Annotated in this window: 9 protein-coding genes; 5 read left to right on the forward strand and 4 right to left on the reverse strand. The window is 66.4% G+C overall.

Going from position 1 to position 13,803, the window contains the following annotated elements:
- Positions 1–132: 132 nt before the first annotated feature.
- Positions 133–2,193 carry a TonB-dependent receptor domain-containing protein gene (locus ACO6VK_RS06600; RefSeq protein ID WP_422506106.1) on the reverse strand — a complete coding sequence of 687 codons (2,061 nt, stop codon included), beginning with the start codon at positions 2,191–2,193 and terminating at the stop codon, positions 133–135.
- 251 nt (positions 2,194–2,444) lie between these two features.
- Here ACO6VK_RS06600 and ACO6VK_RS06605 point away from each other — a divergent pair, with 251 nt between their 5' ends.
- From ACO6VK_RS06605 to ACO6VK_RS06615, 3 genes are all read left to right on the forward strand, one after another.
- On the forward strand, positions 2,445–3,005 hold the full coding sequence (locus tag ACO6VK_RS06605; RefSeq protein ID WP_422506107.1) for a M48 family metalloprotease: 561 nt from the start codon (positions 2,445–2,447) through the stop codon (positions 3,003–3,005).
- Between the two features lie 93 nt (positions 3,006–3,098).
- Positions 3,099–3,488, forward strand: a complete 390-nt coding sequence (locus tag ACO6VK_RS06610; RefSeq protein ID WP_422506108.1) for a DUF6713 family protein — start codon at positions 3,099–3,101, stop codon at positions 3,486–3,488.
- 106 nt (positions 3,489–3,594) lie between these two features.
- Entirely contained in the window at positions 3,595–5,640 is a 2,046-nt protein-coding gene (locus tag ACO6VK_RS06615; RefSeq protein ID WP_422506109.1) for a TonB-dependent receptor, read from the forward strand.
- A gap of 8 nt (positions 5,641–5,648) precedes the next feature.
- On the opposite strand, the gene ACO6VK_RS06620 is transcribed toward ACO6VK_RS06615, so the two are convergent.
- Positions 5,649–7,205 (reverse strand): EAL domain-containing protein, encoded by a 1,557-nt coding sequence (locus ACO6VK_RS06620; protein WP_422506110.1) that lies wholly within the window; start codon positions 7,203–7,205, stop codon positions 5,649–5,651.
- A 99-nt stretch (positions 7,206–7,304) separates the two neighbouring features.
- Positions 7,305–8,153 (reverse strand): helix-turn-helix domain-containing protein, encoded by an 849-nt coding sequence (locus ACO6VK_RS06625; RefSeq protein ID WP_422506111.1) that lies wholly within the window; start codon positions 8,151–8,153, stop codon positions 7,305–7,307.
- A gap of 120 nt (positions 8,154–8,273) precedes the next feature.
- Here ACO6VK_RS06625 and ACO6VK_RS06630 point away from each other — a divergent pair, with 120 nt between their 5' ends.
- Positions 8,274–10,466, forward strand: coding sequence for a TonB-dependent receptor (locus ACO6VK_RS06630; protein ID WP_422506112.1), 2,193 nt, complete (start codon positions 8,274–8,276; stop codon positions 10,464–10,466).
- 59 nt (positions 10,467–10,525) lie between these two features.
- Here the strand turns inward: ACO6VK_RS06630 and ACO6VK_RS06635 are convergent, their stop codons facing one another.
- Complete coding sequence (locus ACO6VK_RS06635; protein ID WP_422506113.1) at positions 10,526–11,125, reverse strand: hypothetical protein; 600 nt, start codon at positions 11,123–11,125, stop codon at positions 10,526–10,528.
- A gap of 267 nt (positions 11,126–11,392) precedes the next feature.
- Between ACO6VK_RS06635 and ACO6VK_RS06640 the strand changes: the two genes are divergently transcribed.
- Positions 11,393–13,723, forward strand: a complete 2,331-nt coding sequence (locus ACO6VK_RS06640; RefSeq protein WP_422506114.1) for a TonB-dependent receptor domain-containing protein — start codon at positions 11,393–11,395, stop codon at positions 13,721–13,723.
- The last annotated feature ends 80 nt before the right edge of the window (positions 13,724–13,803 follow it).

The raw sequence follows: 13,803 nt of genomic DNA on the forward strand, positions 1-13,803 counted from the left end.
GGCCGCTGTCCGGCAACGTAATACACCGGTAGTGCCGGCCGCTGGCCGGCAACGCAATACATCGGTAGTGCCGGCCGCTGGCCGGCAACGTAATACACCGGTAGTGCCGGCCGCTGGCCGGCAAATCGCCGATCAGAAACGCGCGGTCGCACCAACGAAGAAGGTGCGTGCACCACCGTCGTAGGTATTGCCTTCGTCCACGGTCGACACGTCGCCCAGGTTCAGCACGCCGGCACGCAGGGTCAGGCTCTCATTGACGTCGTAGCCGGTCACCAGGTCCCAGGTCGTGTAGGCCTTGGCGAACGTCGCACTGGTGCTGGAGACCAGCTGCTCGCCCACATGCTGCGCGCTCAGGTTGAGCGACCACGCATCGGTAACCTGCCAGTCCAGCGAGGTGTTGGCGGTCAGCTTGGGCACCACCAGCAGGTTGGCGCCGGTGGTGCGGTTCTTCGACTCGAGCATGCGGGTGGCGTTGGTGGTCCAGCGCAGGCGCTCGTGCAGCGGCACGGTGACGCTGGCTTCCACGCCACGGGTGCGTGCCTTCTGGATGTTCTGCGCAACCGTCCACCAGAACCCGTTGACGAAGCTGGAGGTGTAGCCGGGGATGTCACGCAGCGGAACCTGCTCGATCTTGTCGTCGAAGTTGGTCAGGAAGTACGTTGCCGACGCGGACCAGCCGTCGCGGTCGAAGCCGGCGCCCAACTCGTAGTTGGTGCTGGTTTCCGGCTCGAGGTTCGGGTTGCCCGCCATGTAGCAGCCGGTGGTGCCATCGGCACTGACCGAGCGGCTGGTCCAGCCTTCCACGGTCAGGCTGCGGCAGCCATTGCCGCCCGACTGCGTTGCCGCGCCGGCGCTGCCCTGCTTCAGGTTGGGCGCGCGGAAGCCCTGCGACACACCGCCGCGGATCGTCCATGCATCCGACGGATGCCACACGCCGTACACGCGCGGGCTCAGGTTGTCGTCGTAGTTGTCGGTGTTGTCCCAGCGCAGGCCCACGGTGAGGGTGAAGCGCTCATGCAGCGCGATGTGGTCTTCGGCGAACAGCGCCCACGCGTCGGCTTCGTTGGTTGAGCTGATGCGGCCACTGCCACTCCAGGTCACCGGCACCGTGCCGATGGTGTCGTTGTTCTTCAGCTCCTCGCGCTTCCACTGGCCACCCACGTTCAGGCGATGCTCCACGCCCCAGTCGAAGCCGGTGGAGAAGGCCGTGTCGAACACGGTTTCCTTGGAGTGGTTGCCCACTTGGCTGCCCTTGTCCTTGTAATCGTTCTGGGTCAGCGTGGTTTTGGACGTGCTGGCATCGCCGTAGCGGCCGTCATGGGTGGCCACATAGCCGGTATGCACCAGCTTGGACAGACCCCACGCGCCCAGCGTGCCGGCACCCTTGTTGCGCTGCACGCCGCGCGATGCCTCCACGCCCACGGTATGGTCGCCATTGATCGCCCAGTTGAGCAGCGCGTTGGCGTTCTCGGCCTTGTTGCCCGGCGTCTGCCCACGGACGCGATCGGATTCGCGATCGGTCACGTTGGCGCCCACGCGCAGGCCGAGGGTCTCGGTCAACGGACCACTGAACAGGGCGCCCGCCTGCACGGTATCGCCCCGGGTGGACGAATCCGGCGAGCTGTAGTTGTACGTCACCGAGCCGCCCCAGTCGGCGGCGATCTTGCGGGTGATGATGTTGATCACCCCGCCCATCGCATCGGAGCCGTACAGCGACGACATCGGACCGCGCACCACCTCGATGCGCTCGATCATGTCCGGCGACAGCCAGTTCAGATCCTGCGGGCCGAGATCGTCGCGGTAGTTGACGCCGGAGGAATTGCCCTGGCGACGACCATCGATGAGGATCAGCGTGTACTGCTCCGGCAGCCCGCGCAGGCGGATTTTGGACTGCGCGCCGGACAGCGCGTAGCCGCCGGTAACGCCGGGCACCGTGCTCAGCAGCTGACCGATGCTGGACACCGGCTTGCGCTCGATCTCCTCGCGGGAGATGACGGTGATGCTGGCCGGCGCGTCCTTGATCCACTGCTGGGCACCGGTCGCGGTGACCACCACGGTATCCATGTCCTTGGCAGTGGCGGAAGCGGAGGCATCGCCGGTGACGGCCGCATGCGCCTGGCCACACAGGGCGAGGGCAATGGCGGTGGCCAGCGTGGCGGCGGCGTGGGAAAGCGTGGGGGAGGCAACGCGCATCGAGCAAACTCCTGAAAGATAAGGGTCCGCTGGCGATGGCTGGGACGTCCGTGTAACGAGGGTTTTAGAAAACGTTAACAATGTTATCACGACGCATTCGCATTTGACACAGTCGGATACACCGGTCGCGTGCAGCGGATGCGTCCGGCAAACACGCTGCAACGGCGTGCCAAACCGCGTCCCGCAGCACGCCGTAGAAAGAACGCTCCGCTGCCCCGCATGCGCGGGGCCGCATCACCCGGGAGTACTCCATGTCCATGACCACCGACCAGGCGGGCGCCTTCGTTACCGCCGCGCTGTCGAAGATCTCCGAACTGTTCTATGCCGGCGCCACCCCCACCGCCTTCGACATGCCGATGGTGGGCAAGGTCATCACCGAAGAGGGCGACCAGCCCAACGGCAACCTGACGCCGATCGACGACGATATGGGCCTTATCGTGAGCGAGGGCCTGTTGGCGCTGCACGACGATCTCACCATCAAGTTCGCCCTCGGCCACGAACTCGGGCATGGCACCAGCCTGCACATCCTCAGCCAGGTCGGGCTGGAAGGCATCAGCGGGCAGGCCACCGAGGTGATTGCCGACCTGAGTGCGGCCTACATCCTCGTGCAGCTCGGCAGCACCTGGGACGCGGTGATCGGGTCGATCAGCACCTGGCGTGACACGGATATCTTCGACGCCCATGCCAGCGGCCACCATCCGCCGGGCGACGAGCGCGTGGCCCATGTGCAGGCGCTGCAGGGTCTGATCGAGAAGAAGGTGGCGTTCAAGGATGCGGCCTACCAGATCTGCAACCCGCTGCCGCGCAGCTGAAAACAGAACGGGTCGCAGCACGGATCGCGCCGATCCTGACCGCGCACCGCTATCATTCCCCCCTGGCACGGAATGCTCCGGGGGAATGATGTAATGGACACCAAGGCACCACCACGCACTGCACTGGAACGCCTGTACTTCGGCACCGCCCTCGCACTCGTGCTGCATCAGATCGATGCCGCGTTCTGGCACGAATGGGACATGTTCGCCGTCCCCGGCGGCATCCAGGGCTTTCTGGTGTTCAATCTCGTCGCCGTCGGTGCCGTGCTGTGGGGCTACCGCAGCGTGGTGCTGGATGCGCGCTCCGCGCGGCGGTGGGCGATGGGCTGTGGTGCACTCGGCATCGGCACGGCCGCACTGCACGCCGCGTTTGCCGTGGCCGGGCACCCGGCATTCGGCCTGCCGCTGTCGGTACTGACCCTGCTGCTGTGTTTCGCGCTGGGCACGGCACTGCTGGTGGTGGCGTACCGCCGCACCCCCTGAGACCGCCGCCAACGCGCCTGTGGGCCGGCTGCTGAACTGTAAATGTTATACTGTTACACTTCGGGGCAGTGCACTTCCTTCCCCCCGATACGTACCCGTTGCCCCCATGAAATCCCACGTTCTCGTGGCCGCCGTCGCGGCCGCTCTGCTCACGCCCGACGCCAGAACCCTCGCTGCCGATGCCACGCAGACACTGGGCAAGGTGGATGTCCACAAGCACGGCGAAGGACAGCTCACCGCGCACCAGGTGCTGACCTCGGTGGATGTACTGGGTGCCGATCAGATCCAGGGCAAACAGGTGCAGCACAGCTGGGAGCTGCTGGGGCAGATGCCCGGCATCCAGCTCACCGAAACCCGCCAGGGTGCCGAATCGGGCAAGGTCAGCTTCCGCGCCTTCAACGGCGAGGGGTATCTGAATGCCATCAAGACCCTGATCGATGGCGTGCCAAGCAACGTCAACAGCGGCAACCAACGCTTCATCGACATGCTGTTTCCGCTGGAAATCAGCTACATCGAGGTCGTGCGCGGCACCAATGACCCGCGCTACGGGCTGCACAACATCGGCGGCAACATCAATTTCGGCACGCGCCAGGGCGGCAACTACACCGATGCGCGCCTGGCGTACGGCAGCGACAACAGCCGCGATGCACAGCTGGCGGTGGGACGGGAACGTGACGGCGTGGCGCAGAACTATTTCGTGGGGACGCAGGCCTCGCAGGGCTACCGCGACCACGATGCATCGAAGAAGTACACGCTGGCGGGCAAGTGGTACTACGGCAGCCTGGAGGAGGGCATGCGCATCGGTCTCACCGCGCGCACCTACCACCATGAGGCCGACGAGCCGGGCTTCATGACGGCCACCGAACTTGCGGCCGATCGCCGCGGCAGCGCTCGGCGCAACGCCAACGATGGTGATGAACGCGACATGCGCCAGGCGGTTGTCCATCTGGACCTGCAGCTGGCCGACACCCTGTTCGCCGCCGCCCGGCTCTACTACAACCGCTACCAGGACGACCGCCGGGTCACCTTCAGCGACCTGCCCACCGGCAACCTGCCGCGCCAGCGGCGCGTGTGGGACGAAACGCAGACCGGCATGCTCGGCACCCTGACCTGGCAGGCCAGCGACACGCTGGTCCTCGAGGGCGGTATGAACTACGAGCACCAGGACAACCGCTACCGCCGCGAGCGATACGCCTACGCCGAGCCCACCGACTTCACCGCATCGCCGGCGCGCATCCAGAACGACGATCGCCATACGTTCAACAACCAGGGCGCCTACGTGCAGGCCATCTACCAGCCCTACGCCGCGCTGAAGATCGTGCCGGCCTACCGGGTGGACCGGTTCGACGGCCACACACGCCTGATCGATGGCCGTACCGGGCCACTGCAGCGCTACGGCACCATCGGGCAGCCCAAGCTGAGCCTGGTGCATGCCCTGGGCCCGACCACCAATGTGTATGCCAACTGGGGGCGCACGTTCCAGGTGCTGACCGGCGGCACCGCACCGGCCTACCTCACCCCGGGACAGGCGCCGATGCGGCCCTCGACCAACAGCGGTGTCGAACTGGGCATGACCTTCAGCCCCGTTGCGGGCAGCCAGGCACGCATCGCGGTCTGGCAGCAGGATGCGGAAAACGAGGTCTCCAACATGCCCGCCACCGGCACCACAGTGGTGCTCGGCAAGACCCGCCGGCGCGGCGTGGATGCACAGATCAGCGCACCGCTGGGCAAGGCGTGGACCGCCTGGGCCTCGCACGCCTATCAGGAAGCGAAGATCACACGGGATGACCGCGACCCCGCGCTGTCCCTCGTGGGCCGCGAAGTCGCGGCCACACCGCGCCACATCAGCACGATCGGCCTGGACTACCAGGCCACCGATGCGCTGCGGCTTGGCCTGCAGGGCAGGGCGCAGGGCGATTACTACCTGGAAGAACGCAACGTGGCCGGCAAGTTCGGTGCGTTCGCGGTGCTGGATCTCAGCGCGAGCTACCAGATCAGCCCGGCCTGGGGCATCGACCTGCAGGTCAGGAACGCCACCGGTCGCCGCTACGCCTACGCCTGGTACGACAGTTTCTTCTGGGAACAGGCCCAACCCATGTTCTCGCCGGCGGCAGGTCGTTCGGTCTACCTCGGTGTCACCCTGAAGCACTGACCCCGGGGTCAGTGTGCGGGCAGGCTGGCCGACGCCACCGGCCGCCCGAGCAGCCAGCCCTGGCCGATCCCGTCCGGCACCAGCGACAGCATGTGCGATGCCTGCTCCTCGGTCTCGACGCCTTCCACGATCAGGTCCAGTTCCAGCGCGGCGGCCATCGCCGCGATGGACTGCACCACCTGGCTTACCGCCGAGGCCGTTCCGATCGCCCGGGTGAAGCGGCGGTCCATCTTGATGGCGGTGATTGGCAGTTCGGTGAGATAGGCGAAATTGGAGTACCCGGTGCCGAAGTCATCGACGTAGAAGCGGTAGCCGAGGGACTTGAGCTCGAGCATGCAGGCGGCAAGGTCGTGATGGTCGGCGGTGGCGCGCTCGGTCAGCTCCAGCACGATCTGGCCCGGGCACAGGCCCAGCCGGCGCACTTCATGGTGCACGTAGCGGCGGAAACCGGCGTCCAGCAGGTCCTGCGAGGTCAGGTTGATGCTCAGATAGAAGGCGGCGTTGCCGCGCAGCCGCTCGGCCATCTCACCCAATGCGATGCTCACCAGCCGCTTGGCCATCCGGGTGCCAAGGCCGTCGCGCTCGGCCAGCGGCACGAACCGGTCCGGCGGAATTTCGCGGCCATCCTCGGTGCGCCACCGCGCCAGCGCCTCCACGCCCAGCAGTTGCCGGTCCGACAGCGAACGGATCGGCTGATACACCATCGACAGCCCCTGGCCATCGATCGCGCGCCTGAGCTGGGCGAGCAGGGAACGACGACGTTCCCGATAGTCGTTGGCCACCAGCGCGATGCCGGCACCGGCGAGCGCGCCCAGCACCGCCAGCGACAGGCTGAACCACCACGGTTCAACCAGCACGCTCGACCCGGATTTACGGGCCGACACACAGATATCGAACCCGGTGCTGCAGCGCCACGCCAGGCGCGTCGCTCCGACGTCCAGCGCGGAGGCGGCCTCACCGATGGTCAGGCCCTGCGTGTCGCCAAAGCGCTGGAACAGGTGCTGGCCGTCGCGCGTGGACACCACCACCCCCATGCCCGCCGGTGCACGGCTGACCCGGTCGAACGCGATCGGCGAGGTCGTCACCACCACGCCATCGCGGACGACCATGTCTGCGGCGATATCCGCACCGAAGACGCCGGGCAACGCGTGCCAGAGTGCGAAACCGCGCACGCGCCGGTCTGGCGGGGGCAGGGGCGAGGGGGCGGCAAAGACGCCCCAGGACGCCGAGCAGCGCACCGTGCCGTGCGCCACACGACCGATATCGCGCACATAGTGCGACTGGATCGCCAGCCGCCGCAGGTTCACCAGATCCTCCGGCGTGCACGCGGTACCCGGAAGTGCCGCCGCACGGTCCAGGGCTTTCACCGACGCCGAGGCGACCAGCTCCGCGTGTTCCAGCACCAGGTCCGCATAGGCGTCGAGCGCGCGGCCATCGCGCTGTGCCACCACCACCTGGGCGGCCACCAGCGTCACGACCGCACCGAGTGCGGCGGCACAGACGATGCGGCCGATGCCGCCGCCCGGTACGAAGGTGCCCAACCGTGAACGCACTGCCTGGCGCATCTGTACTTCCCTGTGTGGATGCCACTCTGCCTGGAATCGCACCGTATCAGTAACCGGTGTCATCTGCGCCGTCGTTATCGGCGCCGGCGCCGTCCACCTTTAGCCGTGCGGGAGATGGGCATTGCGGGCGGCCGATGGGCACAGACCGTTGACCCGGCGGAACGCGGCGGCAAACTTGCTCGCGTTCGCGTAGCCCACCGCCAGCGCGACATCGGTGACCGTGCGGCCGCGTGCAAGCTCCACGCGCGCCCACTGCATGCGCCGATGGGTCAGGAACACGTACGGCGACATCCCGGTGGCGCCCTGGATCGCGCGCCCGAACCGGGTGGTCTCCATGCCCACGACCTCGGCCATGCGCGCCACGGCAGGCCGGCTGTCGCGGGACGCATCGAGGTAGTCGATCAGCGCCAGCAGCTGATCGGGTGTCAGGGCAGGGCCCATGCGTGGCGCGTCACGCGTATGTCGCGCCAGTTGTGCCAAGCGACGGAGCACGGCCAACGCGCCTTCGCCGAGCAGGGCATCGGACAGCAGGTTGCAGCGCGCCGCCGCCCACAGCGCGTGCAGCAGTGCACTCACCGCGGCATCGCGATGCAGGCCATTGACCAGCGGCGCCAGCGCGTCCAGCTCGACCGGCGCCGCGTGCAGCGACGGCCAGTCCACTGCCAGCCCCAGCACCTCCACCGACGGGCTCGCGTATCGGCCGGCCTGGCCTGGCAGTACCAGGTTGAACTGACCGGTCGCCCAGAGCGCGTCCAGCGCAGGGCCGGCAAGGGGCTGCTGACGCAACCGTCCACCGCCCTCCATCGCCAGCGCCAGGCGCAGTTGCGTCGGGTGCCCCATGACGCCCTCGCTGGCGTCGAAACGATGGCGGATGAGTGCCACGGCCCCGTCGGCGCTGCAGGTCATGTGCAGGTGCGGGGCCGCCGCCTCGCGCGTCAGATCGTGCATCAACGGGGTCATGGGCCGGGATTGGAGTGGGACGCGCGGGAACGGAGTAGCGGATCTGGCGAAGTGTTACATCATAACAGAATGGCCGGTTCGGCCGTTGTGTCCTTCAGAGAGGTTCCCTTGAAAGCGTCCGTTTCCGCGGCTGCCGTTGTGGCCGCCCACCTGCTTGTCGTCGTTCCCGCCATCGCCCAGGAACCCCCGTCGCCCACCACGCTGGACGGGGTCAGGGTCACCGGCTCCAAGCGTGACACCCCGTACCTGAAAAGCGATCTGTCGGTCACTGTGCTGGACCGCGAGGCGCTCAAGGACGCCGGCGTGGTCGAGTTCCGTGATCTCGACAAGCTCGCGCCCAACGTCAAGTTCAATGCGATGGGCCAGTTGAGTGACATGTACATCTCCATCCGCGGCATCGAATCCAATCCGTTCCTGGTCAACCGCGCGTCGGTCTACATCGATGGCATTCCATTCAAGGAACTGAGCAACGCCGTGCTCAACCAGGTGGAGTCGGTGGAGGTGCTGCGCGGCCCACAGGGCACGCTGTACGGCGCCAACAGCGAATCGGGGCTGGTGCTGGTGCGCACCCGTGGGCCGGCCAACGCGACCGAAGGCGAGGTCAACCTGCGCAGCACCTGGTTCGGCAACGGCAACGGCACCAGCCTGGATGGCTTCCTGGCCGGCCCGCTCGCCCAGGGCGGCGCGCTGTCAGGGTCGGTGGCGTTCATGGCCTCCGACGAGGACAGCCACCTGCGCAACCTGACCCCTTTCGACGGAACGGCCGGCAAGGTCCGCGAGGGCTACCTGCAGGGCAAACTGCGCTGGCGCCCCAGCGACTACGTCACCGTCAATGCGCTGGCCTACCACCTGCGCACGCGGGCGCCCGGCATGTTCGAGTACGAATACCTGCCGCTTGATACGGCGCTGTACAACCGCACCTATGGCACCGGCCTCAATGGCGGGCGCCAGGCCGGTGACTTCACCTACATCAACGACGCCCCCAAGCGCACCGAGAAAGACGAGTCCGTGGCGGGCGTCAGCGCGCAATGGCAGCTGGCGGCGGGCACGCTGGATGTCGCAACGTCCTATCGCACCCAGGAAGACATGTCGGCCGGCTACGACTTCGACATGACCGCGAGCGCAGCGCTGGCCGGCCGCATCTACGACAGGCAGAACGCCTGGAACGCCGAGGCGCGCTTCAGTTCTCCCGACGACCAGGCCTTCACCTGGATGACGGGCGTATCCACCTACCGCACCGACAAGGACTCGATCCTCGGCACGTTCGTCGGCCCGATCACCCGCGGCCTGGACAGCTACCACCTCGCGCCGCGCCAGACGGCGAAAGGGGAGGACTACAGCGTGTTCGCCACCGCCAGCTATACCTTCCCCGCCATGCCGTCGCTGACGGCCAGCGCTGGCCTGCGCCACGAGCAGGCACGCCGCTCGACCGAGCAGCGCGCCGGGTCGCTGGATCTGGGGGCCGGCGGGACGGTGCTGTACCGCGACGCGGCGTTGGCGCACACCTTCCGCGCCACGCTGCCCCGCCTCTCACTGCGTTACGACGCCAGTGACGATCTCTCGTTCTACGCGGCATCGGCCAAGGGTTACATCCCCGGCGGCTTCAACCTCGCGGCGGCCCAGAGCGACGTGGTCAACGACAAGGTGCTGCGTTACGAATCCGAAATGATGTGGAGCCACGAACTCGGCTTCAAGATGAACCTCGGCAACGGCCGCGGTCATATCGGCGCGGCGCTCTTCCACATCACCTCGGACAACTGGCAGGAAATCCAGGTGGCCACCGATGCCAACGGCCGCCCGATCTCGTCGGACTATGTTGGCTCCGATGCCTCGATCCGCTCGCGCGGTGCAGAGATCGAGGGCACCTACGCGGTAACCCCCGCGTTTACGCTGACCGCCAATGCAGGCTACGTCGATGCCCGATATACCCGGCTGTGGGCCACGGCCGACGAGAACCTGGCAGGCAACCGGGTCAAACTGACGCCGCATTACACCGGCTACCTGGCCGCGCGGTACCAGCACCCCTCAGGCATTTTCGTCCGCGCCGAGTCGGCGTTCACCGGGTCCAGCGCCCTGGACGAGCGCAACCGGGCCTACCAGCCGGCGGTCGCCATTCTCGGGCTGCAGCTCGGCTACACGCACGGGCCGTGGACCGGCCGCGTGTTCGTGCAGAACCTGACCGACAGGCGACGCGTCAACGGCCTGATCTTCGACAACCTGGCCTTCGGCCGCGATGGCAACTATTACGGGCCGATCGACACGCCGCGGGTGGTGGGTGCGGAGATGTCGATGCAGTTCTAGTCCAGGCGCGAACGGCGTGGCCACGATGCATCGCAGTCGTGGCCGCGCCGCATCCGGGCTCAGGGCGCGTCGTTCTTCAGGCCGGTCCGGTCGCAGAACTCCATGAAGGTGCGTTCGGTGACTTTGGTGGTGGGGCAGGGCGCCCACGCGGAACGAAGGCCCACCAGATACTCGACCCGGTCATGGAAGAGCGTGAAGTCCTCGACGCTGGTGCGACCCGTCATCGGAATATCCGAACGGAAACTGTTGTGCAGCGCCGTGATCTCCGGACTGATCACGTTCTTGGTCAGGTCGCCGCGGTTGAGATAGGCCAATCGCGCCCGCGTTCCACCGGCTTCCTCGGTAAAGACGACCTCGTACCAGGTGACGCCCATGCCGTGGTCGGTGAAGAAGCTCGTGGTGTTGCCCACGTAGCCGATACGGGTCTGCGCGTAGCTGTAGTTGTACCTGGCGCGGACGCCGTTTTCCTGCGCGTCCAGCTTCATCCTGTCAGGCACGAGCAGGGTCAACGTTTTCTCCGACGCCGCTTTCAGCTCGGCGGCGGTCTTGCCGGGATAGAAGCGGGTGGATGCCGCCGTCTGTTCGGGCGTGACCTTCTTGGGGACAATTCCGCAGCCACTGATGACTGACATGACTGCGATGATCGCAACGGCTCGCACGGGTTACATTCCTTGGAAGTGTGTCTGGAGCGGGCAAACGCGCCCGCCGGGGTTGAACCGGGCGTACCAGCATCTCCAGATGCGCTGCATCGCCGTGCAGCACGCGTCGACCCGATCAGCGGAGGGCAGAGGCCCCGTGCGATGGATGGTCATCCTTGCCGATACAGCTCCGTTTCCGGCGCGAGTTTAGCACCCGTGTGCGGCATCGCCTGCTGTTGTCGACTGATATGTGATGTTATAACATCCCGCTTCTTTCATGGGGGATGTATGCGTCGTCACGCACTTGCAGTTGCCATTCTTTTCTCCGTCCACAGTGCCTACGCGGCGGAGGACGTCACGCTCCCCACCGTCCGCGTCAACGCCGATGGCCCGTCACGCATCGACAGCATCGTGGTGGTCGAGAACCGCCAGGCGCAGAACCGCACGCTCGGCAACCTGCTTGAGCACGTGTCCGGCGTGCAGAGCAGTGCCTTCGGGCCGAATGCCGGCGCACCGGTCATCCGCAGCCTCAGCGGCAGCCGGGTGCAGATACTGGAGGATGGCCAGTCCATCCTTGGCCTGAACGCGTTGAGCGGCGACGTCAACATTCCCTTCGACCCGTTGTTTGTCCGCACTGTCACGGTCAACAAGTCGTCGGACACCGTCCGCTACGGGGGCAACGCGCTGGGCGGCAGCGTCAACATCGATTCCGGCCTGATGTCCCGGGCGATGGAAGACAAGGACCAGACGATGGAACTGGTGCTGCGCAAGGGGTTCAACGACGCCGATGCCCAGGGCTTCCGCATGAACTTCAACAACCAGCGCAACCTCTCCACGAACCTGCAGATGTCGGTCCAGCGGATCTCGCACTACGACATTCCGGGCAACAGCAAGGCAGCGGTGTGCGACAGCCGGCTGTTCCCTGCGGCGGGCGGGGTCAACAGCGCGCTCGCCGACGCGTGCCAGAAAGAGGCGAGGGTGCAGCAGATCTACAACAAGGCATCCCAGCCGTACATCGATCAGTTCATGACTGAAAACCCGGACTGGGCCGACGGCGATTTCTCGTTCTATACCAACGCACCCCGTTCGGTCTGGATGGGCAAGACCTACCTCAATCCGGTCAACCCGGCCTATCAGGAAGGCACCCCGTCGTACGTGCAGAACAGGATCAACCGCGATGTGACGCCCAACTACCGCGGCACGCTCGGCAACAGCTATGCCAGGAACACGCACCTCGGCGTGGGCTCCACCTACTTCTTCGACCGCGGCCATGTGGGCGTCAGCCTGGATACCAAGGACAGCGAGTACGGCGTGCCCGGCTTCTCGATGGAGAACCAGTCCTTCGGTGCGGATGCCACCCGCGACCGTCCGGTAGGGGTCAAGCTCAAGCAGGACAAAGTGGCGATCGAGGGCCAGCTGCGGGACCCGCTGCCCTTCCTCGACAGTGCCGAGCTGCGGGCCTCCCAGGTACGCAACACCTCGGGCGAATACCTCGGCGCGTCCAAGGCCAACGCGTATCGCTTCAACACCAGCCAGGCCGAACTGCTGCTGGCGCAGCAGGCGCTCGGGCCGCTCAGCGGCGTGCTCGGCCTGAGCCATCGCGCCCGTGACGTGGAGGGCGCGGGCAAGGACCGCTACCTGCCCGACGTCATCACCGACAGCAACGCGGTGTTCGTCAAACAGACGCTGGCGTTCGACTGGGCCACCTTCGATGGCGGCTACCGGCACGAGCGCGTGGCGCACGCCATCCGGGACAGCCGGTTCACCTCCTCACGCAATTCCCCCAACACGCGGCTGGCGGACCGGTCCTACGCATTGAACAGCTACAACGTCGGCAGCTACGTGCCGCTCGGCCGCCTGTTCGGCGCCAAGCTCCGCTACGCGTCCTCGGAACGGGCGCCGGACATCAACGAGCTGTACGCCAGCAACCGGCACTATTCGATCATGACCCAGGAGGAGGGCAACCAGAATCTCCTGCCGGAGCGCGCGCGGACCACCGAGCTGACGCTGCTGTTCAACCGCGGTGGGCTGCAGGCCACCGCGACGGCCTATCGGATGAAAGTCGACAACTTCCTCTACCAGGGCCACTCCGGCCTGCAGACCGCCAACCGGTTGCCGCTGAAGTACTGGAAGCAGACCGACACCACCGTCAAGGGCTTCGAGGTCGACATGGCGCAGTCGCTGGAACTCGGCCGCGCCGGCACGCTCACGCTGGCTGCCTTCGCCGACCTGGTCAAGAACAGGGCCGACCATCCCGACAGCTTGCGCGGCCACAACGACGGCGCGTACCTGCCCAACATGCCCACCAACCGGTATGGCGCTAACCTGGCGTGGGAGCGGGAGGGCTGGACGGCGCGGCTGTCGAGCACCTACTACGACACCCAGCGCTACCTGGGCAAGAACGTAAGCCAGGAAGTGCCGCTGGACGCGTTCAACCTGCTGGACCTGCAGGTCAGCCGTGCGTTCGTTCTGCGCAACGCGTTCGCCTCGTCCATCGAGCTGTTCCTCAACGGCTCCAACCTTCTCGATGAGGACGCGCGTCCGCACAACTCACCGTTGAAGTACATCGCCCCGTTGCCGGGGCGGGGGTTCCAGGTAGGCGTGACGGTACGGATGTAGCCGTGATGGCCGGCCGCCATCGTGCTGTGGAGGTACCGCGTAGGGAGCACCGGGTAGCTTACCGGAGTCTGGTCTGGAAC

The sequence above is a fragment of the Stenotrophomonas sp. GZD-301 genome, from assembly GCF_049310345.1.
GTDB lineage: Bacteria > Pseudomonadota > Gammaproteobacteria > Xanthomonadales > Xanthomonadaceae > Stenotrophomonas.